Annotated in this window: 20 protein-coding genes and 1 tRNA gene; 17 read left to right on the forward strand and 4 right to left on the reverse strand. The window is 62.2% G+C overall.

Annotated features, from left to right (window positions below; translation table 11 throughout):
• The first annotated feature begins 42 nt into the window (after positions 1-42).
• The 4 genes from V5738_RS02220 to V5738_RS02235 all read left to right on the forward strand — a co-directional run bounded on the left by V5738_RS02220 (position 43) and on the right by V5738_RS02235 (position 5395).
• Entirely contained in the window at positions 43-1551 is a 1509-nt protein-coding gene (locus V5738_RS02220) for a YifB family Mg chelatase-like AAA ATPase (protein WP_423822774.1), read from the forward strand.
• 482 nt (positions 1552-2033) lie between these two features.
• Positions 2034-2822, forward strand: coding sequence for a TorF family putative porin (locus V5738_RS02225; RefSeq protein ID WP_423822775.1), 789 nt, complete (start codon positions 2034-2036; stop codon positions 2820-2822).
• Between the two features lie 360 nt (positions 2823-3182).
• Positions 3183-5192 (forward strand): UvrD-helicase domain-containing protein, encoded by a 2010-nt coding sequence (locus V5738_RS02230; RefSeq protein WP_423822776.1) that lies wholly within the window; start codon positions 3183-3185, stop codon positions 5190-5192.
• 126 nt (positions 5193-5318) lie between these two features.
• Positions 5319-5395 (forward strand) — tRNA-Arg (locus V5738_RS02235).
• A 266-nt stretch (positions 5396-5661) separates the two neighbouring features.
• Here V5738_RS02235 and V5738_RS02240 read toward each other — a convergent pair.
• The gene (locus V5738_RS02240; RefSeq protein WP_423822777.1) at positions 5662-7935 is read right to left on the reverse strand and encodes a mechanosensitive ion channel family protein; all 2274 of its coding nucleotides are present in this window, start codon (positions 7933-7935) and stop codon (positions 5662-5664) included.
• Between the two features lie 511 nt (positions 7936-8446).
• On the opposite strand from V5738_RS02240, the gene cyoA reads away from it, so the two are divergent.
• From cyoA to pqqD, 8 genes are all read left to right on the forward strand, one after another.
• A complete protein-coding gene (gene cyoA, locus V5738_RS02245; protein ID WP_423822778.1) occupies positions 8447-9355 on the forward strand; it encodes a ubiquinol oxidase subunit II in 909 nt (302 codons plus the stop codon).
• Positions 9356-9402: 47 nt separating this feature from the next.
• Positions 9403-11388, forward strand: a complete 1986-nt coding sequence (cyoB, locus tag V5738_RS02250) for a cytochrome o ubiquinol oxidase subunit I (RefSeq protein WP_423824227.1) — start codon at positions 9403-9405, stop codon at positions 11386-11388.
• Positions 11389-11436: 48 nt separating this feature from the next.
• Positions 11437-12042 (forward strand): cytochrome o ubiquinol oxidase subunit III, encoded by a 606-nt coding sequence (cyoC, locus tag V5738_RS02255; protein ID WP_423822779.1) that lies wholly within the window; start codon positions 11437-11439, stop codon positions 12040-12042.
• Positions 12039-12374 (forward strand): cytochrome o ubiquinol oxidase subunit IV, encoded by a 336-nt coding sequence (cyoD, locus tag V5738_RS02260; protein WP_423822780.1) that lies wholly within the window; start codon positions 12039-12041, stop codon positions 12372-12374. Before cyoC ends, cyoD begins: the two co-directional genes overlap by 4 nt.
• Before the next feature lie 182 nt (positions 12375-12556).
• The gene (locus V5738_RS02265) at positions 12557-13687 is read left to right on the forward strand and encodes a M48 family metallopeptidase (protein WP_423822781.1); all 1131 of its coding nucleotides are present in this window, start codon (positions 12557-12559) and stop codon (positions 13685-13687) included.
• 2 nt (positions 13688-13689) lie between these two features.
• Positions 13690-14598, forward strand: a complete 909-nt coding sequence (gene pqqB, locus V5738_RS02270) for a pyrroloquinoline quinone biosynthesis protein PqqB (protein ID WP_423822782.1) — start codon at positions 13690-13692, stop codon at positions 14596-14598.
• On the forward strand, positions 14595-15353 hold the full coding sequence (gene pqqC / locus V5738_RS02275; protein WP_423822783.1) for a pyrroloquinoline-quinone synthase PqqC: 759 nt from the start codon (positions 14595-14597) through the stop codon (positions 15351-15353). The genes pqqB and pqqC overlap by 4 nt, the downstream gene beginning before the upstream one ends.
• Positions 15350-15631 carry a pyrroloquinoline quinone biosynthesis peptide chaperone PqqD gene (pqqD, locus tag V5738_RS02280; RefSeq protein WP_423822784.1) on the forward strand — a complete coding sequence of 94 codons (282 nt, stop codon included), beginning with the start codon at positions 15350-15352 and terminating at the stop codon, positions 15629-15631. Before pqqC ends, pqqD begins: the two co-directional genes overlap by 4 nt.
• Here the strand turns inward: pqqD and pqqE are convergent.
• The 3 genes from pqqE to xylB all read right to left on the reverse strand — a co-directional run bounded on the left by pqqE (position 15628) and on the right by xylB (position 18586).
• Positions 15628-16803 carry a pyrroloquinoline quinone biosynthesis protein PqqE gene (gene pqqE, locus V5738_RS02285; protein ID WP_423822785.1) on the reverse strand — a complete coding sequence of 392 codons (1176 nt, stop codon included), beginning with the start codon at positions 16801-16803 and terminating at the stop codon, positions 15628-15630. The two genes, pqqD and pqqE, sit on opposite strands and share 4 nt — an antisense overlap.
• Before the next feature lie 95 nt (positions 16804-16898).
• Complete coding sequence (gene pqqA / locus V5738_RS02290; protein WP_120099374.1) at positions 16899-16976, reverse strand: pyrroloquinoline quinone precursor peptide PqqA; 78 nt, start codon at positions 16974-16976, stop codon at positions 16899-16901.
• A 95-nt stretch (positions 16977-17071) separates the two neighbouring features.
• Positions 17072-18586, reverse strand: a complete 1515-nt coding sequence (xylB, locus tag V5738_RS02295; protein WP_423822786.1) for a xylulokinase — start codon at positions 18584-18586, stop codon at positions 17072-17074.
• Between the two features lie 171 nt (positions 18587-18757).
• Between xylB and fsa the strand changes: the two genes are divergently transcribed.
• From fsa to V5738_RS02320, 5 genes are all read left to right on the forward strand, one after another.
• The gene (gene fsa, locus V5738_RS02300; protein WP_423822787.1) at positions 18758-19414 is read left to right on the forward strand and encodes a fructose-6-phosphate aldolase; all 657 of its coding nucleotides are present in this window, start codon (positions 18758-18760) and stop codon (positions 19412-19414) included.
• Between the two features lie 33 nt (positions 19415-19447).
• On the forward strand, positions 19448-20383 hold the full coding sequence (locus V5738_RS02305; RefSeq protein WP_423822788.1) for a sugar kinase: 936 nt from the start codon (positions 19448-19450) through the stop codon (positions 20381-20383).
• A 637-nt stretch (positions 20384-21020) separates the two neighbouring features.
• Positions 21021-22355, forward strand: a complete 1335-nt coding sequence (locus V5738_RS02310; RefSeq protein ID WP_423822789.1) for an ABC transporter substrate-binding protein — start codon at positions 21021-21023, stop codon at positions 22353-22355.
• Positions 22356-22446: 91 nt separating this feature from the next.
• Positions 22447-23376 (forward strand): carbohydrate ABC transporter permease, encoded by a 930-nt coding sequence (locus V5738_RS02315; RefSeq protein WP_423822790.1) that lies wholly within the window; start codon positions 22447-22449, stop codon positions 23374-23376.
• Complete coding sequence (locus V5738_RS02320) at positions 23373-24209, forward strand: carbohydrate ABC transporter permease (protein WP_423822791.1); 837 nt, start codon at positions 23373-23375, stop codon at positions 24207-24209. The genes V5738_RS02315 and V5738_RS02320 overlap by 4 nt, the downstream gene beginning before the upstream one ends.
• The last annotated feature ends 139 nt before the right edge of the window (positions 24210-24348 follow it).

Raw genomic sequence — 24348 nt, forward strand, 5'->3', positions numbered from 1 at the left:
GGCGGGCCCAGCCTGGGGGCGCGTTTAATGGTGATTTAGCCAGTGGCGCTGGCCAGTGTTCACAGCCGGGCCCAGACCGGTCTAGCCGCGCCGGCGGTGGTGGTCGAAGTCGACTTAGCGGGCGGGCTGCCGGCGCTGGCGATCGTCGGTCTGCCGGAGACCGAGGTCAAGGAAAGCAAGGACCGGGTGCGTGCGGCGATCGCCAACAGCGGTTATCAGTTTCCGATGCGCCGGATCACCGTCAATCTCGCCCCGGCGGATCTGCCCAAGGAAGGTGGCCGCTTCGACTTGGCCATCGCCCTCGGTATCCTCGCGGCCTCGGGCCAGATTCCGGCCAAGGCCCTGGCCGACTACGAGTTTCTCGGCGAGTTGTCGTTGTCGGGCGCCTTGCGCGGCGTTCGAGGCGCACTGCCGGCCACGCTTGCGGCCAGCGAGGCCGGGCGCCGTTTGATTTTGCCTGAAGATAACGGTGCCGAAGCCGCGCTTGCTGGGCCCGACAGCGCGCGCGTTGCCGGCCACCTGGCGGATGTGGCTGGCCAGCTGGCCGGTAGTGTCGAGACGCTCTGGCATACGCCCGAGGCCGGGGCGGCCACAGCGGAGTCGGCAAGCGCCCCCGATCTGATGGACGTCCGTGGCCAGCCGCAGGCCAAGCGGGCTCTGGAGATCGCCGCTGCCGGCGGGCACTCGTTGTTGATGATTGGCCCGCCCGGGGCAGGCAAGACCATGCTGGCGTCGCGGCTGCCCGGGTTGTTGCCGCCGATGAGCCATGCGCAGTCCCTGGAAGTCGCAGCGATCGCATCGATCTCTCAAGGAGGTTTCGATACCCAGCACTGGGGCCAACGCCCGTTTCGGGCGCCGCATCACACCGCTTCGGGCGTAGCCCTAGTGGGGGGCGGCTCGACGCCGCGGCCTGGCGAGATCACGCTCGCCCATCGCGGTGTGTTGTTTTTGGACGAGCTGCCCGAATTTGATCGTAAGGTGCTGGAAGTCTTACGCGAGCCGCTCGAGTCCGGACATATCGTGATCTCGCGTGCTGCGCGCCAGTCTGAATTTCCGGCTGCGTTCCAGTTCGTGGCTGCGATGAACCCTTGCCCCTGTGGCTATCTGGGTGATGCCTCCGGCCGCTGCCACTGTACGCCCGAGCGCATCGAGCGTTATCGCGGGCGAATCTCGGGGCCACTGCTCGATCGTATCGATATGCATCTTAATGTGGCACCGATCACCAAAAAGGTGCTTATGGAGCCTAATATAGAGTCAGAGCGCTCATCTATTGTGCAAGAGCGCGTTATTGGTGCAAGGAGCCAGGCTGAAGGGCGTGGTCAAACCAGTAACGCCGCGTTGACCGCTGCCGAAATCGACGTGCATTGCCAGCCCGGGCCCGAGGCCTCGCGTCTACTCGAACGCGCAATCGACCAACTCGGCCTGTCGGCCCGCGGGTATCATCGGATTCTGCGCGTGGCCCGTACCATCGCAGACCTGGCTGGGCGCGAGGCGATCGCGGCTCCGGACATCGCCGAGGCGATTGGGTTCCGTCAGCTGGATCGGGGCTGACTCGACAAGCGTTTCGAATACGTAGGCGCGCTACAGCTCCCGGCTTCGGTCCAGCAATCGTGATACAGACAGCCGTCGTGATCTGCGCTGAAGATCGTGTGCGGTGGCGCTGGCCCTCATGATGGCTATCGCGCCTGCGCCGTGCTGTCCGCGGACGGCTTCTGAGCTGCTCTGAATAGACACACGCCATACGTGGCGGCTAGATAAAGGCGTGACCTGGATCGCCTGTTTTCGGGGGCAGCATACCGCTGCCCGAAAAGTCATCGATATGATTTTTCAGCACCTAATTCTGCTTTCTTGGTTTTTGTGTGCAGTGTTAATTTTATTTTCCTGCATTTTGAAGCAGAATTTCTTTATAAAAAAATAACAATCAAGGTAACCCATGGCACGTCTATCGCATGAAAAGCGTCGACGCGGGTTGTCCGTTTCGGGATGAGCGGTCGCGCGTGTCCTTTTTTTGGACCGTCGCCATGGAGGCCGACATGACAAGACTGTTATTCAATGCTATCGCTGCCTCAGCCTTGACTGCATCCTCGGTTACTGCGATCGCCGCCGACAGTTCGACTGCTAGCGATTGGGATTTGAAGGCATTCAAGGGCAGCCTCACTGCCAATGTGGCTTTCACAACCGATTATCGATTCCGTGGCATCTCGCAGACCGACCGCGACTTTGCCGTCCAGGGCGGTTTCGACTACGCCATGGATTCGGGGTTCTATCTCGGCACTTGGGCATCCAACGTCGACAACTTCAACCCGAACCCCTACAACGGCGACAACGGCGCTCAGGCCGAAGTCGACTTGTACGGCGGCTACGGTACGGCGCTGAGCGACCAGCTCTCTTTCGACTTTAACGTGCTCTATTACTACTATCCGGGGGCCAGTACGGCCGGCCCGAATCCGGAAATCGATTTCTGGGAGTTCACCCCGAGCGTGACTTATGCCGAAGACAATCTGTCGGCGACGCTCGGTCTGTCCTACAGCGGCGATTACTATGGTGAGAGCGGCGACTCGTTCTATCCCAAGTTCGGTTTTAGCTCGCAGCTCAACAACTGGCTGACGTTTGGCGGCCATGTCGGTTACCAGGTGGTCGATGACAACGATGCCTGGGGCACGCCCGACTATCTGGACTGGTCGTTGTCGTTGGCGACCGATCAGTTCGGCCTGAACTGGAAAGTCGCCTATATCGACACCGATTTGAGTGGTGGCGATTGCTTCGGCGGCGCCAATACCTGCGGCGCGACGGTGGTCGGTACGATCAGCAAATCGTTCTAGGATCTGTGCCGCATGCGCCCGTGATCGAGCGTTGGCTGCGCCAGTCTAGAGCGTAGCCAGCGCTCCGATTCGACGCCGACAGGATGGCTCGGCGCATACCGGGTAGGTGGCGTTGGCCATGCGTGTGGCGTGTATCGGAACCGAGCGGTAGAGGCAGTATACGGACACGGCACGATGCCGTTGAGCCCGGCCCCGGGGTTGAGTGGGCAGCGCAAGGCGATGATCGAAACACGGCCTTGCCCGAGGGCCAAGCTCGGCCGCGCGGCTCGCGCTGGCCGAGCCCGGCGTAGATGTCGCGCCGCTTGGCCGAGCGGCCCCGGACTCGCATGACAACCCAACAAGCCCTAGAATCGCGCGATCATGGCGCAACCCAAGCTCAACCCTCAGCAGGATGCCGCGATGCGGTATCTGGACGGACCGCTCCTGGTGCTGGCTGGCGCCGGTTCGGGCAAGACCGGTGTGATCACCCGCAAGATCGCGCATCTGATTGCGCGTGGCTACGACGCAAGACGCGTGGTCGCGGTGACGTTTACCAACAAGGCCGCGCGCGAGATGAAACAGCGCGCCTCCAAACTGATTTCGGCCGACGACGCCCGTGGACTGACGGTCAGTACCTTCCATAGCCTCGGCCTGCAGATGATCCGCGAGGAGCACGAGGCGCTCGGCTATAAGCCGCGGTTTTCGATCTTCGACTCCGAGGACGCGGATAAGGTGCTGGCTGATCTGGTCGGCCGCGACGGCGACCAGCGCAAGGCGACCAAGGCCGCGATCAGCAGCTGGAAATCGGCCCTGGTCGATCCCGAGGCCGCCCAGGCCCAGGCCAGCGGTTCGGACGTGCCGATGGCCCGAGCCTACGGCGAGTACCAGCGCCGGCTCAAAGCCTATAACGCAGTGGATTTCGACGATCTACTGGCGCTGCCGGTACAGCTGCTACAAACCAACCACGAAGCCCGCGAGCGCTGGCAGAACCGGTTTCGTTATCTGCTGGTCGATGAGTATCAGGACACCAACGCCGCGCAGTACGAGCTGATGCGGCTGCTGGCCGGTGCCCGGGCCATGTTCACCGTGGTGGGTGACGACGACCAGTCGATCTATGCCTGGCGCGGCGCCCGGCCGGGCAATATCGCCGACCTGTCACGGGATTTTCCGCATCTCAAGGTCATCAAGCTCGAACAGAACTATCGCTCGGTGGGCAATGTGCTGTCGGCGGCCAACCAGCTGATCGGGGCGTCCAGCCAGCGGGCCTATGAAAAAACACTCTGGAGCTCGATGGGCCCGGGCGATCGCGTGCGGGTGCTGTCGGCGCCCGACGAGGCCGGCGAGGCGGAGCGCGTGGCGAGCGAAATTTCGGCGCACAAGCTGCGTACCGGCGCGGCCTATGGCGATTATGCCGTGCTCTATCGCGGCAATTTCCAGTCGCGATCCTTCGAAAAGGCGCTGCGCGAGCGCAACATCCCGTACAAGGTCTCCGGTGGGCGTTCGTTTTTCGAGCGCAGCGAGATCCGCGATCTGACCACCTATCTCAAACTGATGGTCAATCCGGACGACGACGCGGCCTTCCTGCGTATCATCAACCTGCCCAGACGCGAGATCGGCCCGGCCACACTGGAAGCGCTCGGCCGCTATGCGGGCTCGCGCCATATCAGCCTGTTCGACGCCGCCCGTGGCATCGGCCTGGCCGGCGGGGTGGGCGAGCGATCCGGTCGTCGACTGTCCGAATTCGTCGACTGGGCCCGCGGACTGGTTATGGAAGGCGAGTCCCAAACCCCGCGCGAATTCGTCAACCAATTGATTCAGGACATCGACTATCGCAACTGGCTGCGCGAGACCTCGGCCAACACCCGCGCGGCCCGCAAGCGGATCGAAAACCTCGACGAATTCCTGGGCTGGCTGGACCAGATCGATAACAGTGACGAGGGCAAACCCACGGGCCTCGAGGATGTCGTGCGGCGGCTATCGCTGCTGGATTTCGCCAACCAGAGCGAAAAAGACGCCGACAATCAGGTCCACCTGCTGACCCTGCACGCCGCCAAAGGCCTTGAGTTCGACCACGTCTTCCTGGCTGGCCTGGAAGAGGGGATGCTGCCGCATCATGCCTGTTTAGAAGACGACAAGATCGAGGAAGAACGTCGTCTGCTCTATGTGGGCATCACGCGTGCCCGCAAGAGCCTAGCGCTGACCTATGCCCGCAAGCGCCGTCGCGGCGGAGAAGAAAGCGACAGCGTGCCGAGCCGTTTTTTCGACGAGCTGCCGGCCGACGAGATCGAATGGCCGGGCGCGACCGGGAGCAAGAGCCGGCAAGCCCAGGCCGACGAAAACCGCGACCAGGTGGCAGCGCTACGGGCAATGCTGGGTCCGGCGGACGGCTAGAAGTCTGGCGTGGCGCTCGGTCTTTGAAGACGGATGGGCGCCGGCTAGGGCCCATCCGCATACGAAATCGAGCCGCCTGGACGATGGACGTCGCCAAGCGCAGCGCGTATGCTAGCCGACTTCCAAGCGCCCGTAGCTCAGCTGGATAGAGTGTCGGCCTCCGAAGCCGAAGGTCGCAGGTTCGAATCCTGCCGGGCGCACCAGATATCGAAAAACCCGCCAGAGCGCGGGTTTTTTAATGGGCGAGAATAACGCTCATTCGAACCTGCGACTCATCAAAAAGCCAGGTTCGACGGCTGCGCGCCAGCGCATCCGAACCAGGGCCGCGCAGCGGCCCGGCCCGAAGGGTGAGCGGCGTAGCCGTGAGTCATTGGGCTCGGGCGGGCTGAAAGACGTCTTATATTTCGCGGTTTTTTATTATCCGCCGGCGCGCGGCTGCCAATCCTGGCTGGCCTTGGCCGGCTCTCCATCAACCGGGGTCGGGCGACGGACGATCGTCGGTTGGCCAATCTACGGTTGCGGCTGATTCGTCCTCGGCGGTCTTGCCGCGTCGGTCGTAGCGGGCGCCACCGCCGGATTCCATCGACACGCTCATCCGTGGTGCGCCGAGATTGATGTATTCGGTCTCCATGCGGCGTTTGAGAGCTAGGTTGAAAGCCCGGGAAACGTCCCACTGGTATTCCGGCGCGGTGCGCAGGCGCATACGCAGGATGGGGCAGCCGTTGTCGAATTCGTGGATGCCCTGCATTTCCAGATGCGAACGGATCAGCCCGCGCATGAACGGATCGCGGTGCAAGTCGGCCGCGGTCCGCCGCATCAGTTCGATCGCATCGTCGATACGCAGGTCGTAGGGGATGCGGACCTTGATCAGGGCGATGCCGAACTGGCGCGACATATTGTGGATGGCATCGATATGCGAAAAAGTCGCGATATGGATTACGCCGTCGAGATCGCGCAGGCGTACAGCGCGCAGGTTTAGGCCTTCGACGGTGCCCATGAAGCCGTTGATCTCCACGAAATCGCCGACTGCCAGTGAGTCCTCAATCAGGATGAAGATCCCGGTGATCAGGTCTTGAACCAACGTTTGGGCGCCAAAGCCCAGGGCGATACCGATCACACCGGCGCCGGCCAGCAGAGGGGTGACGTTTACCCCAAGGTTGGCCAATCCGACAATCCCGGCAATGACGATGATCGTGAACAGCACGATGTTGCGGATCATCGGGGTGATAGTCTGGGCGCGGTTGGTATGGCGCCGGCGGCCGTGGGCGCCGCGGCCGTGCAGGGCTCGGTCGATGGCGGTATCGATCACGATCCAGATCAGCCAAGCGATGACGATGGTCATGCCGAAGCCCAGCAATGCCCGGCCGATCTCATTGCTGACTGCGCCGCGTTCGCCAATGCCGAACAGCGAAAACCCCCAGACCCGGACCGACAGTTCGGCAAATACCAGCCAAGCGATGCCGTGGGCCAAGGTGAAGCCGAGCCGCCGGAAACGAGCGGCATACTGGTTGCGGCGTTGCCGACGGGCGGCGCGTTCGTGTGCGCGTCGGATCAGGCCGGTGGTCACCAGGGCCAGCACCAGCAATACCGTGCAGATCATCGCCTTGGCGAAGGCCGCCCGGGCCTGACCGCCGGTTACAAAAATCGCGGCCAGAGAAGCAGTCACCAGCAGCAGCGCTGGCACATGCCAGAGCTGGGCACCGATCGAGACCAGTTCGCGAAAGCTGCCGCGGTCCTGACGGTTGGCCAGCGAACGGTTGCGCAGCAGGTGCTCGACGGGGCGCCGGATACGCAGGATCAGCCAGCCACTGATCAAGCCGGCTAGGGCATTGGCCAGCACCGATAGCCAGTCGGCCAGGCTGTTGCCCAGCAGGTTCGATAGCCGGTCGCTGTTAACGGCGTCGCCGAAGGCCACCAGCACCCCAATAAAAAACAGCGGTGCCAGTGCTTTGTCGTGCAAAACCGAGACTGCGACCCGGCGGTGGCCACGAGTGAATAAGGCGATGACCACGTCGAACACGGTCGACAGCAGGCGCCCGCACAGGCCGATATAGGCGATCACGAGCAAGGCGGTGCTGGCCGGCGTCGGCGTCTGTAGGAGCCGCACACCGCCGAGCAGCACCGCGAACGTGGCCAGCCAAGGAAACACACGGCGCGAGAAGTGCGCGATCAGCATCCAGGGCCGGGGCTCTGGCGGCAGGACCAGCGGCCAGCCACGGGTGCGGTAGAGACGGCGCCCGGCCAGGGTCAGCGCAATCAGAGCCAGCACCCAGGCCACCAGACCGATGCCGGTTTCGATCAAGTTGCGGATCAGCTTCGGATGGCTGGTCTGGGCAAACAGGTTCCGGGCATCGGCGAGTGCGCGTGTGGCATGTGCTTGCCAGATATCGGTTGGCGAGCGATTCAGATTGGAAAACGGATCCGACAGCGCTTCGAGTAGCCCACTGGCAGCGCCGCCGGCGGTGCCGCTCTGTTCGGCCTCAGCCTGGGTGCTGGCTCTGAGATGTTTGAGTTGCTTGAGCAGGGCGGTGCGTTGTTCGTCGTTTTCCAGGGTATTGATGACTTGATCGAGCGACGCCTGAAGCTCGGCCGGGTCGGGCTGTTGTTGCTGCGGGTGCGGTTTCTGGCCGAGGCCGACTTCGCCGAGGCCCTGGGCGGACAACGGCATGGCCGCTGCGAGCAGGGCCAGCAACAGCGCGAGCGACAGTGCGCGCCTTGCGAGAGCGGGGCGGCGCGGCGTCATGGAGATGTCAGCATCATGTCGAATCGTTCAATCGGCGGATTCAAACGGGTCGTAGCAGCGTATCGCAGTATGGAGCGATCGCCAGGGATATGCCCGCCGAGCGTTGCGCTGGGTGGGTGCGTTAGCAGCCGGGCCCGGTCATCGGTAGGGCGCGCCCGGGTTGGGTAGCTTTGCGCGCAAGACGCCGTGGGCTCGGCGCGCCGGGGCCGGGGCGTCACGGGCTACGAATGGGGTGGATATCTGGAAAGATCTGCGCCAGAAAACACATGAAATCGCCGCAGGATGGGGCTCGGCACTGGTCGCCTGGGGTGGGATACGACTTTAGTCGAAGATTGACCGCGACTGTCTCCGGATGTATGTTTTGCCGCCTAAACGCAGGCTTAATCATGGCCTGTCGTTCCCGAGTCATGGCTGGTTACGGGAGTGCTGGCCAAGCCGTTTGTACGTGATCTGGCCTGCGGCCTAGCTGGCGCATGCGTCCGATCCGGTCGACTCCAAGGCATATAACGCAATGCTAGGAAAGATTTTTCGCCTATCCTCGGGCGCTGTCGTCGCCGCTCTGGTGCTGTTGTTGAGTGGCTGTGGAGCCAGTCTCAGCACGATGATGCCGGTGGGCCCGGTCGGTGAGACCGAACGTAATATCACGATCTTCACGATCGGCTTGATGATGTTCGTGCTCATTCCGATCGTGGCGCTGACATTGGGTATCGCTTGGCGGTATCGCAAGTCCAACACCGATTCGGTATACACGCCGGACTGGGATCACTCCTGGGTCGCCGAGATCTTCATCTGGGGCGGCCCCCTGGTGATTCTGGTGATCTTGGGTGTGATGACCTGGATTTCGACCCACGATCTCGATCCCTATAAGGCGATCGACTCCGAGGCCAAGCCAGTCGAGATCCGCGCGGTGGCCACGGATTGGAAATGGTTGTTCATTTATCCGAACGAAGATGTCGCTTCGGTCAATGAATTCGCCTTCCCCAAGGACGTTCCGCTCAATATCCGTCTGACGTCGAACTCGGTGATGAATGCGTTCATGATCCAGCGGATGGGAACCCAGATCTTCGCGATGTCCGGCATGCAGACCAAGCTGCATCTGATGTCGCACGAGACGGGTAATTTCGACGGTGGCAACTATCAGTACAACGGGCACGGCTTTGCCAAGAATCGTTTCGTCGCCAAGGCGATGACCGAGGCTGAGTATCAGCAGTGGCTGGATAAGGTTCGTGCCCAGGGCAAGCCGATGGACATGTCGAAGTTCAAACAGTTCGCCAAGCCCAGCGTGGTCAAGGATCCGATCTATTTCGCACCGGTTTCGTCCGGCCTGTTTACCGATGTGATCGGTCAATTCCATGCACCGGAAGGCCCGGCGATGAAGCCGGCCATGAAGGGTGAGCTCAAGGAAACGGCGGCGCACTGAGCGCGGCCGCGATTCCTTAGCGACACCAGCGAGATAACATCATGGATATTTTTGGCAAGCTCACGATCGACGCGATCCCCTATAACAATCCGATCATCCTCAGTGCCGACATCCTCATGGCTGTGGTGGCACTGTCGGTCATCGGCGGGGTGACTTATTTCGGTCAGTGGAAGTATCTCTATAAAGAGTGGTTGACCACGGTCGACCACAAGAAGATCGGCGTGATGTACATCATCATCGCCTTCATCTTCCTACTGCGCGGTTTCGTCGATGCCCTGATGATGCGCGCCCAACAGGCCTTCGGCGGGCCCGGCATGACCGGCTACCTGCCGGCCGACCACTTTGCCGAGCTGTTCACCGGCCACGGCACCATGATGATTTTCTTCATGGGCATGCCGTTTCTCATCGGCTTGATGAACATCGCGGTACCGACCCAAATCGGCACCCGCGACGTTGCTTTCCCCTATCTCAACGCAGTGAGCCTGTGGCTGACCGCGGCTGCCGGCATGCTGGTGATGGTCTCGCTGGCCATCGGCCATTTTTCGGAGGCAGGCTGGACCGGCTATGCGCCGTATTCCGGCATCAAGGCCAGCCCGGGCGTGGGTGTGGACTACTGGATCTGGGCGTTACAGATATCAGGCATCGGGACTACCGTGACCGGTATCAACTTCTTGGTGACGATCGTCAAGGAACGGGCGCCGGGCATGACCTATATGCGCATGCCGATCTTCACCTGGACCACGCTGTGCACCAACATCCTGATGGTGCTGGCGTTCCCGGCGCTGACCGTGGTGTTGGCACTGCTGACCCTGGACCGTTATGTAGGCACCCACTTCTTTACCTCGGGTGGCGGCGGCAACCAGATGATGTACGTGAACATGTTCTGGGTTTGGGGCCATCCGGAGGTCTACATCCTGATCCTGCCGGCCTTCGGCGTGTTCTCGGAAGTGGTGGCGACCTACTCGAACAAGCGCGTATTCGGCTACAAGTCGCTGGTCTACGCGACCATCGTGATCGCGCTGTTGTCGTTCACGGTCTGGGTGCATCACTTCTTCACCATGGGCCAGGACGCCGTACGCAACTCGGTGTTCGCGATCGCCACGATGGTGATCGGCGTACCCACCGGGGTGAAGATCTATAACTGGCTGTTTACGATGTTCCGTGGCCGGATCTCGTTCAATCTGCCGATCCTGTGGACGCTGAGTTTCATCATCACGTTCACCATCGGTGGCATGACCGGCGTGATGCTGGCCATCCCCGGCATCGACTTTAAGATGCACAACAGCCTGTTCCTGGTCGCGCATTTCCATAACGTGCTGATCCCGGGGATGCTGTTCGGCCTGTTCGCCGGCTACCACTACTGGTTCCCGAAAGCCTTCGGGTTCCGGTTGGAAGAAAAATGGGGACGGCGTGCCTTCTGGGGTTGGACCATCGGCTTCTACTTGGCCTTCATGCCGCTGTACGTGCTTGGCCTGATGGGCATGCCGCGCCGCATGGTCACCTATGACGATTCGGCCTGGCAGCCGTTCCTGTTGGTGGCTGCGATCGGTGCGCTATTCGTGCTGTTCGGGGTGCTGAGCATGGCGATCCAGCTGATCGTGAGTGTTCGCGACCGCGAGAAACTGCGCGACGTAACCGGCGATCCGTGGAACGGCCGGACCCTGGAGTGGTCGATGTCGTCGCCGCCGCCGGAATACAACTTCGCGGTGATTCCGAACGTCCAGACCCGCGATGCCTTCACCTATCAGAAGGAAATGGGTGCGGCCTACCAGCGTCCGGAAAAATACAGCGACATCCACATGCCGAAGAACACGGTTGCAGGCCTAGTGCTCGGTGCGCTGTCGTTCTTCTGCGGCTTTGCCCTGATCTGGCATATCTGGTGGCTGGCGATTGCTTCGGGCATCGGCATGATCGCCACCGTGATCGCCCGCGGCTGTCAGGACGACGTGGAATTCACCATTCCGGCGGCCGAGGTCGAGCGCATCGAGAACGAGCGCTACCGCAAGTTGCAGGAGGCAGGCGTCACCGGTTAACGGGGCGCTGCGCCATCCCTTGTTTTTCGTGAGCGATTGGAAACAACTATGACGAGTCATGCCGCTGGCGGGAATGACGTGCATGCGGCATCCAGCCCGAACACCTTGGTGAATTTCGGGTTCTGGGTGTACCTCATGAGCGACGTGATCATCTTCTCGATGCTGTTCACGATGTTCGTGACCGTATCCGATCACTACAACGGTGGCCCCGCCGGCCACGAAATCTTCGAACTGCGCGGTGTGTTTTTCGAAACCATGGCGCTACTGGCTTCGAGTATCACCTTCGGCATGGCGATGCTGGGTATGCATGCCCAGAAGAAGTCGCAGGTACTGCTGTGGCTGCTGATCACCTTCGTGTTTGGTGCGCTGTTCATCGGTCTTGAGGTACATGAGTTCCTCGTGCTGATCGAAGAAGGCGCGGGTCCGCAGACCAGTGCCTTTTTATCGGCCTTTTTCACTCTGGTCGGCACCCACGGTACCCACGTAACCTTCGGCCTGATCTGGCTGCTGGTGATGGTCGGGCAGGTCGCGATCAAAGGAGTGACCCCGCCGGTCGCTTCGCGTCTGATGCGTCTGGGCATGTTCTGGCACTTTCTGGACATCGTGTGGATCGCGGTGTTCTCGACGGTTTATCTTTCGGGAGTCATGCAATGAGCGATTCCAGCCATGACACACGTCTCGGCGGTCTGAACATCAAGACCTATATCACCGGGTTTGTTCTGTCGCTGATTCTGACCTGTATTCCGTTCGGGGCCGTGGCTTTCGGCTGGTTCTCGATGGGCGTAACGCTGATCGTGGTCGCCATCGCTGCCGTGATCCAAATCCTGGTGCATCTGTTCTGCTTCCTGCATCTGGATTTCTCGGAAGAAAACGCCTGGAATACTGGTTCGGGCGCATTCAGTGTGGTGATTTTGGCGATTCTGGTCGGTGGCACCCTATGGCTGATGTACAGCCTGGAAATGCGCACCATGATCGCTGGCGGCTAAGACCCAGCCGATCCCGACCGCGCGGCCTCGGCAGGCCGCGGTCGAACCTGGCGCCGGTGGTCGTTACGACTGCCGGCGCTTTTTTGTGCCCAACCGGTATCCGGCTCGCACGGGCCGCGGCGGCCGCCTAGAATGAGTAACGTGTTGGCTTTTGGTTTCATCGTGTGGCCCGCAGGCCGACCATGCCCGGGTTGATATTCGTCGGGGTGTGGATCGGCTTGGGCCTGCTCGTCGATGTGGCGTTGTGGCGGCTCCAGCGGCGGTTCCTGCAGCGCCAAGCTATTGATGCGTCCGTGATCGAGGGGGCCCGGCGAGCCGATCGGCTGTTGGTGTCCCGGCTGGGGGCCGTCCTGCGGTTGGCTCTGGGGACGGCCTGGGTGGCGCTTGGCCTGGCGGTGGTCGACCAGTCGCTAGGGCAGAACGCTTGGGTCGTGCTGGGCGTGGGGATCGACGGCCTGTTATGTGCGGTGCTGTGGCGGCGAATCGAGCGTCAGGCCTGGCGGCCGTCGCTGGCTGCGGCCGCGCGCCAGGTGCTGTGGTTATGGGGGTTGGGTGGCGTGCTCTACGCGCTGCTCTGGGCGGTTGCGCCTGGGGCGCTGTTCGGAGGGATTGCCGCCGTAGTGTGGCTGGTGGCGCTGGGGCTGGGGTCGGCTCGGCGGGCACTGCGCGCCGAGCATGCCGCTGCGCTATCCGGGATCGAGGATGCGGGGTTGCGGCGGCGTTTGGTCGATCTGGCCGTAGGTGCCGGTTTGGGTCGAGTGGGCCTGTATATCGTTACCGGCGGCCCGAGTGCCGATGCCATCGGAGCGCGCGCCGAGCGAACGCCGCGTGGTTCGCGCGTGTTGCTGACCCGCGGCCTGCTGGCCTATCTAGGCCCGGATGCGATCGAGGCGACGGTTGCCCACGAACTGGGGCATATTCGAGCCCATCATGTCGCGGTCTATCACACCCTACGCAGTCTGTTGGTGCTCTGCTATGCGACCCTGGCCGGTATCGGCCTAACGTCCGGCTGGCCGCAATTGCCGCTCTTGGGCGGGGTCTGGCTGCTTTATCTGGCAGCAGGGCCGGCCGGCTGGGCGTTCTGGCCGTGGTTCGCGGCCTATCGACGCCGCTGTGAATTCGCAGCCGATGCCTATGCTGCGACCCAGACCTCGACCGCCAGCATCCGGGCCGCGCTAGTGGCCTTGTTTGCAGTAAATCCGCATCGTGCCGGCCTGCATCCTGGGTATCGTCTGTATTATGCAACCCACCCGGCCGATGCGGCGCGCCTGGCCGCGCTGGACGATCGGCCCTTACCAATCAATCGAGAGTAGCGATGGAAATACGGGTCCTGGGATCTGCCGCCGGTGGCGGTTTCCCGCAGTGGAATAGCAATGTCGGGCTCAACCGGGCGCTGCACGAGGGCGCCACGCGTGCTCCGGCGCGCACCCAATCTTCGATCGCCGTGCGCGGTACCGGTGACGACTGGCTGCTGATCAATGCCTCGCCCGATATCCGCGAGCAGATCCTGGCCACGCCGGCGCTGCGGCCGGCGCCGAACAGCCGCGGCACCGGCATTGGCGCGGTGTTGCTCATGGACAGCCAGATCGATCATACCGCCGGCCTGACGCTGCTGCGCGAGGGCGCGCCGCTCGAAGTCTATTGCACACGCCAGGCCCATGAAGACCTGACCACAGGCTGGCCGCTGTTCAATGTGCTGTCGCACTACTGCGGCGCCAACTGGCACGAAGTCGTGCCCGGCCAGGCGTTTACGCTCGACTGCCTGCCCGGCGTAAGTCTGCGCGCGGTGGCGCTGTCCTCGGCCGCACCGCCGTATTCGCCCCATCGTCAGGCGCCGGAGCCCGGCGACAACATCGGGCTGATTCTCACCGACGAGGATAGTGGCCGCTGCGTATTCTATGCGCCGGGTCTGGGCGATATCGATGCAGCCCTGGCCGACGAAATGGCGGCCTGCGACGTGCTACTGGTGGACGGCACCTTTTTCACCGAAACCGAGATGATCGACCAAGGTGTGGGTAAAAAAACCGCAGCCAGCATGGGTCATCTGCCGCAGAGCGGCGAGGCCGGCATGCTTGCCTGGCTGGGGCGCTGGCCAGACAAACGCCGGGTGCTGATCCACATCAACAACACTAACCCGATCCTCGATCCGGACTCCGAACCCCGGGCGGTCGTCGAGCAGGCCGGGGTTGAGGTGGCCTACGACGGTATGGAGATCACGCCATGAGCGAGACCCCAAGCAACAGCGCAGACGCCTGGCCGCGCGACGTGTTCGAAGCCAAGCTGCGGGCGCTTGGTGCTCGCTATCATATCCATCATCCCTATCATCAGATGATGCACGCGGGCGAGGCAAACCCGGAGCAGATTCGCGGTTGGGTGGCCAATCGCTACTACTACCAGATCTGTATCCCGATCAAGGATGCCAATGTGCTCGCCAACTGTCCGGACCCGGCAACCCGTCGGCTTTGGGTACAGCGCATCCTGGATCACGATGGGGTCGGCGACGAACCGGGCGGTATCGAGGCCTGGTTGGCCCTGGCCGAGGCCTGCGGGCTGGGTCGCGAGCGCGTCATCGCCCAGTCCGACGTGCTGCCCGGGGTACGGTTCGCCGTGGATGCCTATGTCAATTTCGCGCGTCGCGCGAGCTGGCAAGAGGCCGCCTGTTCGTCGCTGACCGAACTGTTTGCCCCGGAAATTCATCAGCAGCGGCTGACCGGCTGGCCCGACCATTATCCCTGGATCGCCGACGACGGGCTCACTTATTTCCGCAAGCGGCTGTCCGAGGCCAGGCGCGACGTCGAGCACGGTCTGGACGTCACGCTCGATCATTTCGTGACCCGGGCCGATCAAGAACACGCCCTGGGTATTCTGCAGTTCAAGCTGGACGTGTTGTGGTCGATGCTGGATGCGATGTGGCTGGCTTATGTCGATCAGCGCCCGCCGTATCACAGCTGCCCGGCGGCCCCGGAGGTCAATCCATGAGTACGCCGGAGATCGCCGCGGACAGTCGGCCGAGATTGGCTCGCGGCCACCGCATGCAATACGAGCCGGCCCAGGAATGCCATGTCCTGCTCTATCCGGAGGGTATGGTCACGCTGAATGAGCCGGCCACCGAAATCCTGTCGCGCTGCGACGGCAAAACGACGGTTGAGGCGCTGTGCGCTGCGTTGTCGGCCGAATTCGGCGGCGCCGATCTAGCCGCCGATGTCTACGATTTTCTGGCCTTGGCCGGCTCACACGGCTGGATTACCTGGGCCTAGCGGTCGGGCGGGCCGGCCGGCTCGGTCTCATCGGCTGCGTGGATGGCCTTCGAGTTTTTCGGATTGCGAAACACGATTGGCTGGGTAGCCGGGGCCTCGGCCGGGCGGGCGTTAGCGCGCTCGACCGCCTCGGTGACGAGGTGGTGTGCGGGCGATTTGGCACAGACCGGGTCGGTGGCATACATATCGCCAGTCAGCATATAGGCCTGGCAGCGACAGCCGCCAAAGTCGTCGTGCTTCTCGACACAGGAACGACAGGGTTCGCGCATCCAGTCGAAGCCACGGAAGTGGTTGAAGGCTTCGGATTCGTTCCAGATCCAGCCGATATCGTGGTCGCGTACGTCTGGAAATGACAGCCCGGGCAGTTGCCGCGCGGCATGACAGGGTAGGGCAATGCCGTCCGGGGCTACATTCAAAAACACATCCCCCCAGCCGCTCATACAGGCTTTGGGGCGCTCCTGATAGTAATCGGGGTTGACGAAATACAGCTTCATGGCCCCGCCGGCTTCGCGATAGCGGGCAGTAGCAGCGGCGGCATGGTCGAGCTGTTCACGGGTGGGTAGCAGTTGCTCGCGGTTGTGCCAAGCCCAGCCGTAGTACTGGGTATTGGCCAGTTCGACATAGTCGGCACCGAGTGACTCGGCCATGGCGATGATGTCGTCGATATCGTCGATGTTGTGTCGGTGCAACACGATATTGAGCACCATTGGATAGCCGGCGGCTTTGACGGCCCGGGCCATGGCTTTTTTCTTTTCGAACGAGCGACTGCCGGCCAGAAAATCGTTGCGCTCGGCGCTGGAAGCCTGAAAGCTGATCTGGATATGATCCAGCCCGGCCTCGGCCAAGGCATTGACCCGGGCTGCATCCATGCCGATGCCCGAGGTGATCAGATTCGAGTAATAGCCCAATCGGGCCGCTTCGGCGACGATCGCCTCCAGATCGCGACGGACCAGCGGCTCGCCGCCGGACAGACCGAGCTGGGCGGCGCCGAGAACACGGGCCTCACGCAGTACCTTGAACCAGTCTTCGGTGCTCAGTTCGGCGCCGATGCCGGCCATGTTGGTGGGATTGCTGCAGTAAGGGCACTGTAGCGGGCAGGCATAGGTCAGTTCCGCGAGCAGCCACAGCGGGCGCGCCACGGTCTGGCCGTCGTGCTTGAGGGGGGTATTCATAGGGGCGGGCGCATCGGTTGGAAGCGGCGCAGGCACAAACGAAAAAGGGGCGAATGATCGCCCCTTTTTCGGTTATTACAGCTCGCGTCTGCGGCTTAGCTGTTGCTCACGTACATCGTGATTTCGAAGCCAAGACGCAGATCGTGTGCTTTCGGGGTGGTCCACTGTTTCATAATAAACTCCTTTGCCGGATGGCGATGGGTTACGACATTCGTCTCTGATTCTAGACTAGATGGCTGCATGGTGCAGCAGGCCGACTAGGCCGGAGCTACAGCGCATCACGCAGGGCTGGATAGAGCCGGGTAAAGCGGTCGTAGCGCGGTGCATATTCGGCCACCAGCTCCGGATCGGGGGATTCGAAATGTTCCGGCGCCTCGACCATGGCGGCCACTGCGGCATCGACATCGGCATGCACGCCGGCCCCGACCGCGGCCAACAGGGTGGCGCCATAGGCCGGGCCTTCCTGGTCCCGCTGTACGGCCACCGGTTTGTTGAGTACGGCTGCCAGGATTTGACGCCAGACCTCACTATGCGCGCCGCCGCCGCCGAGGATCAGTTTTTCCGGTTTTACGCCTTGAGCTTCGATGCGCACCAGCGAATCACGCAGCGAGAACGCCACGCCTTCTAGAATAGCGCGCACCATGTGCCGGCGATCATGCGACAGGGTCAGGCCGATCCAGGCACCGCGGGCGTCGGGGTCCATATGCGGCGTGCGCTCGCCCGCCAGATAGGGCAGGAAGTACAGATCATCGGCGCCGGGCGCGACGGTGGCGGCTTCGGCGGCCAGCAATTCGTGGAGATTGCGCCCGAGGCGCTGGGCCACGGCTGCCTCGTCGCTGGCGATCCGGTCGGCGAACCACTGCAGGCTGCCGCCGGAGGCCAGTGAGACACCCATCAGGTGGTAGCTGCCGGGCACCGCGTGGCAAAAACAATGCAGCTCGCCGCTGGTATCCGGAGTAGCGTTGTCGCTATGGGCGAAGACCACGCCCGAGGTGCCGACCGAAACCAGGGCCACACCCGATTTGACGATGCCGCCGCCGACCGCGGCCGCGGCGTTGTCGCCGGCCCCGGCCATGATCGGCGTGCCGGCGCCGAGCCCGGTGGCCTGTGCGCCAGACTCGGAGAGTTCGGCCGATACGTCTGGGCTTTCAAAGACCTGCGGCAGCCAACCGCGGGGAATATCCAGCGCTTCCAGGACTTCTTCCGACCAGTTGCGGGCCTCGAGGTCGAGCAGCAGGGTGCCGGCGGCATCCGAGACATCGGTGGCGAAGGCGCCGGACAGCCGATAGCGGATATAGTCCTTGGGCAGCAGCACATGCGCGAGCTGGGCATAGTGCTCGGGCTCGTTATCGCGCAACCACAGAATCTTCGGCGCCTGGAAACCGGTCAGGGCCGGGTTGCCGGTGATCCGGCGCAGTCGCTCGCTGCCGACAGCCGTCTCGATCGCCTCGCAGGCTGCACCGGTACGCTGGTCGTTCCAGAGAATGGCCGGGCGGATGACCGCGCCCTGGGCATCGAGAAATACCGCGCCGTGCATTTGCCCGGTCAGCCCGATTCCGGCGACTGCCGTATCGGCCTGGGCGACCAGTTCGGCCAGTACGCTCTGCGCGGCTTCCCACCAGTCCTCGGGATTCTGTTCGGTCCAGCCGGGGCGCGGTACGAGAAGCGGGTAGTCGCCCGATGCGCGAGCGATGACGTGGCCGGCAGCGTCGACCAATACGCCCTTGGCGCTGCTGGTGCCGATATCCAGACCGATGAAGAGTTGGTGCGCGTCGCCGACCATTGGGGCATTCTCCTCGTGCACGGGTTTGCGTTAACTTGCCACGTTTGGCTCGGGCAGTTAGAGCGTTATGCTGAAGGCCCGGGCCGAAACCGGGTATTCTGGCCGAAACCATACACTAGGCGCACGGCTACCGTGTGCCGATCGGCTCAAGAAAGCAGGAAAGGATCCATCATGAAATTCTTCGTCGATACCGCCAACGTGGACGAAATCCGCGAGCTCGCCGACATGGGCATGCTCGATGGCGTGACTACCAACCCCAGCCTGATCAACAAGGCGGGCAAGGACTTCATCGAGACCATTACCGAAATCTGCAAGATCGTCGATGGCCCGGTGAGCGCCGAAGTGGCGGCCACCGATTACGAAACGATGATGAAGGAAGGCGAAAAGCTGGCCACCATCGCCGACAACGTCTGCGTGAAGGTGCCGCTGACGCCGGCCGGCCTGAAAGTCGGCAAGAACCTGGTCGATAACGGTCAGGAAATCAACGTCACGCTGTGTTTTTCGGCCGCCCAGGCGCTGTTGGCTGCCAAGGTCGGGGCCACGTATGTCTCGCCATTCATCGGCCGTCTCGATGACATCGGCCAGGAAGGCATGCAGCTGATCCGCGATATCAACGATATCTACGGCAGCTATGGCCATATCAACACCCAGGTACTGGCGGCTTCGGTGCGTGGTGCCCAACACGTGGTCCAGGCGGCCCTGGCCGGCGCCGACGTAGTGACCGTACCGCCGGCGGTGCTGCACCAGATGTTCAAGCACCCGCTGACCGACAGTGGGCTCGAGAAGTTCGTCTCCGACTGGAAGGCAACCGGCCAGTCCATTCTGTAGACTGCGCCCGCCAGTCGACCACCGCATTCGAAAATGACCGATATCGTGACCTTCGGCGAAGTACTCGCCGAATTCATGGCCAGCCGAGTCAATCAGAGTCTCGGTGAGCCGGGTGAATTCGCCGGACCCTATCCGGGCGGCGCCCCGGCCATTTTCATCGACCAGGCAGCCAAGCTGGATGCCACGGCTGCCATGGTCAGTGCGGTGGGCGACGACGCCTTCGGGCGCATGCTGGTCTCGCGACTGGCCGAAGACGGGGTCGATGTGTCGGCTATTGCCACATTGCCCGATCAGACCACCGCCAGTGCGTTTGTGACCTATTACGACGACGGCTCGCGGGATTTCATCTTCAATATCGCCAACGGTGCCTGTGCCCAGATCGCCGCCGAGCAGTTCGACGGTGTGCTGACCGACTGTCGTCTGTTCCATATCGCCGGTACGGCACTGTTTTCCGAGCATATGATCGAGCTGGCCCAGCGGGCGATCGAGCAGGTCAAGGCGGGTGGCGGTCGGGTATCGTTCGACCCCAACGTGCGCAAGGAAATGCTCGCCCGGCCCGGGGTGCGGCAAGCGCTCACCGATCTGGTTTCGCAGACCGATATTCTGCTGCCGAGCGACGACGAGTTGAACGTACTCGTCGAACGCGACTCGCAAGCCGAGGCCGTACAGCGTGCCTTCGAACTCGGGGTGGCCGAAATCGTGCTCAAGCGAGGCGGCGCAGGCAGCTGCTACTACTCGCCCCAGGGCAGTCAGGACATGGCCGGGTTCAAGGTCGCCGAGGTCGACCCGACCGGTGCCGGCGATTCTTTCGGTGCGACTTTTTGTACCCTGCGGAGCCAAGGCATGGACGCAACTGCTGCGCTGCGTTATGCCAATGCCGCCGGCGCCAGTGCGGTTTCTCGACAAGGCGCTATGGAGGGCACCTCAACGCGTGCCCAGCTCGACGCCTTCATCGCCGACCACCGCTAGAACACGACCAGGCCGACTCCCCCAGGCATACCCCCGATGTCCTGACAGATTGGCTGTCCACCGCTCGTCGTGGCGTGCTAGCAGTCCAGCGAGCACCGCGGCCGCTCTGTCCTAGCTATGACCTAGGCGGTTGCAGGCAGATCCTTCCGGCGAACTCGCCTGCGCAAGACGCGCCTACAGACGAAGCCAGCCCTTCGTATCGTATGCTGGATGAAGCCGTGCCCGCTATGGCTCGATACAGCTGCCATGCGCCTGGCTTGGCTATTCCGGTGTTGGCCTACGCATTCGGTCTATTCGGCGGCTAAAGCGCCGACCCAGCTGGGCTGGATAGCTAGCCTAACCTCTGGGCCCCAAGCCAGTTCGAACCCGGGTCCACGGGCCGCAACCCGCGCATGGGTAGGCCGGGACAGCAGGGGAGGCCTTGATCATCACGGCCATTCTCTTGCCTGGGCGCGGTTGGCGTATTGGCGGCGGCGTCCGTCGATCAAGCGTTTAGCGCTCAGCCATGGCGCGTATTCGATTAAAGGCGAATTGCACGGGGGTCGAATAAATTTTCATGATGAGAACAATATTGCAGCCGCGGTTAGCGCCGGACTGCAAGAAGGGCACCGATTGGGCCCGCTCGTCACGGACACATATGAGGAGATGCTCCGTCATGAAAATGAAGTTCCTGGTCGCCGGCCTAATGCTGGGCGCCGGCGGCGTTACTGCAGCCCAGGCGGCGACCCAGATCACGATCGCCACCGTGAACAACCCGGACATGGTGACCATGCAGAAGCTCACCCCGGCGTTCGAGAAATCGCATCCGGATATCAACGTGAACTGGGTGACGCTGCCGGAAAATGAGCTGCGTCAAAAAGTGACCACCGATATCGCCAGCAATGCCGGTCAGTACGACGCGGTGATGTTGTCGAACTACGAAACCCCGATCTGGGCCAAGAACGACTGGCTGGTGCCCTTCGACAACTTGCCCGATTCCTATAACGAAGGCGACCTGCTCGAGACCGTGAAGCAGGGGCTGTCCAGCAACGGCCAGCTGTATGCGCTGCCGTTCTATGCCGAATCGTCGATCACCTACTACCGCAAGGACCTGTTCAAAAAAGCTGGGCTGGACATGCCCAAGCAGCCGTCCTGGGATCAGATCGAGAAATTCGCGGCCAAACTCAACGATCGCAAAAGCCATACCTACGGCATTTGCCTGCGTGGCCTGCCGGGCTGGGGTGAGAACATGGCGCTGTTCTCGACCATGGTGAATACCTATGGCGGCCGCTGGTTCGACCAGCAATGGAAGCCGGAACTGACCAGCACGGCCTGGAAAGAAGCCGCGACCCAGTACAAGACGCTGCTCAATAAATACGGCCCGCCGGGCGTGACCTCCAACGGCTTTACCGAGTCCGAGACGCTGTTCGCCAACGGCCAGTGCGCGATGTGGATCGACTCGACCGTGGCCGCCGGCTATCTCTCCGATCCGGAGAATTCGAAGGTCGCCAAGGACACCGGTTTTGCCCAGGCGCCGGTCGCCAAGACGCCACATGGTGCGAACTGGCTGTATAGCTGGGCGCTGGCGATTCCGAAGTCCTCCAAAAAGCAGGATGCAGCCAAGACGTTCGTGGAATGGGCCACCTCCCAGGATTACATCGAACTGGTCGGCCAGAAGAAGGGTTGGGTCTCGGTCCCGCCGGGCACCCGTCATTCGACCTACGAAAACTCGAAATATACGCAGGCTGCTGCTTTCGCGCCGTTGGTTGAAAAAGCCATCTCCTCGGCCGATCCGAAGAATCCGACCAAACCGCCGGTGCCTTATACCGGTATCCAGTTCGTAGATATCCCGCCGTTCCAGGCGATCGGTACCCGCGTCGGCCAGATTATGGCCGGCATCCTGTCGGGCCAGACCAGCGTTGATCAGGGCCTGTCCCGGGCGCAGTCGTTTACCGAGCGCATGATGAAACAGGCCGGTTATCCGAAGGACTAGCGGCCCACCGATCGGCGGCCGGGCGGGCGAAGTTGAGGCTCGCCCGGCGCCATCGTTGACCGCGTTCAACTACGACGAGGACGTTTGACCCGTGGCATCCACGACAACGACCCATAGCGCAGCCGAAGCCGCCGCCCAGCGCGAGAAGGCGCGGCGTGCCCCGGCCAAGTGGCTGCTCGCCCCGGCCGTGATCTTCCTGTTGATCTGGATGATCGTGCCGCTGGGCATGACGCTGTATTACTCGTTCCGCAACTACAACCTGATGATGCCCTCCATGAATGGCTGGGCAGGCATCGGCAACTACGATTATCTATGGACCGACCCGACCTTCTGGAGCGCACTCGGCGTGACGCTGCTGATTGTTGTGGTCTGTCTGGCAGTGACGGTCGGCTTCGGTATGGCCTTCGCGCTGCTGTTCCACCGCAATTTCGTCGGCCGCGGTGTCGCGCGCACGCTGGCCGTGGCGCCGTTTTTCGTCATGCCGGTGGTCACCGGCCTGATCTGGAAGAACATGCTGTTCCATCCGGCTTATGGCCTGTTGGCCTGGCTGTCCCGGGCGGTAGGGCTCGAGCCGATCGACTGGCTCGCCCAGTTTCCGTTGACTTCGATCGTCATCATGATCAGCTGGGAATGGACGCCGTTTGCCATGCTGGTGTTGCTGACCGGGCTGCAGTCGCTGCCCGAGGATCAGCTCGAGGCCGTACGCCTGGACGGCGCCAATAAATGGCATGAATTCCGCCATATCGTGATTCCCCACCTCGGCCAAGTGTTGTACGTGGTGGTGATGCTGGAGTCGATCTTCTTTCTGACTTCGTTTGCCGAGATCTATACGACTACCAGCGGCGGGCCGGGCACGGCCACCACCAATCTGCCTTATTACATCTTCCAGGGCACGTTCGCCCAGTACGACATCGGTGTATCGTCGGCAGCTGCGGTCGCGGCAGTGATTCTGGCCAACTTCTTCGCCATATTCCTGATCCGGTTCGTCGCCGGCAATCTCAACGCGGGAGAGAATCGATGAGTGCCGCTACCCGCAAATTTTCGGCTTCCGGCGTTATCCTCGGAATACTGGGCTGGATCATCGCGCTGCTGATGTTCTTCCCGATCGCTTGGCTGCTGGTCACAGCGTTCAAGACCGAAGCCGAGGCGTTCTCGGTGACGCCGCATCTGTTTTTTTCGCCGACGCTGGAAAGTTTCCAGACCGCACTGGCTCAGGGTAGCGGCTATTGGCATTACGCCTGGAATTCGGCGATCACGTCGGTGGTATCGACTTTGATCGGTCTGGTGCTGACGGTGCCGGCGGCCTATGCCATGGCTTTCTATCCGTCGAAACGCACGGATTTCACCCTGGTCTGGATGGTCTCGACCAAATTCATCCCGGCGGTCGGCGTGTTGATCCCGATCTTTCTGGTCTACAAGACCATCGGCTGGCTGGATTCCCGGATCGGCCTGATCGCGCTATATACCGCGATGAACCTGCCGATCATGATCTGGATGGTCTATTCCTATTTCCGCGACATCCCCAAGGATCTGGTCGAAGCCGCCAACATCGACGGGGCCAGCATGGGCCAGACCATGAGCCGGGTGATTCTGCCGTTGGCCACGCCGGGCCTGGCTTCGACCTGCCTGCTGGCGTTGATCCTGGCGTGGAACGAGTCGTTCTGGTCGATCACGATGACCAATTCCAATGCCGCCACGCTGGCGGTGTTCATTGCCTCGTTCAAATCGGCCGAGGGCATGTTCTGGGCCAAGATGTCGGCGGCCTCGGTCATGTCGATCGCACCGATCGTGGTGCTTGGCTGGTTCGCCCAGCGTCAGATGGTCCGCGGCCTGACCTTTGGTGCCGTGAAGTAATAGCAGTAATAAAGGCGGATCGTCTTGAACGAGGCGATCCGCCGATGAACGCGATACGAGCAAGACACGAAGACAGTTATCCGTAGATCGAGGCAGCGCTACGCAGAGCCGCAGCGGCTGGAAACAACGGCTTGATCTG

Origin of the sequence: Salinisphaera sp. SPP-AMP-43 (genome assembly GCF_049568105.1) — a bacterium.
GTDB lineage: Bacteria > Pseudomonadota > Gammaproteobacteria > Nevskiales > Salinisphaeraceae > Salinisphaera.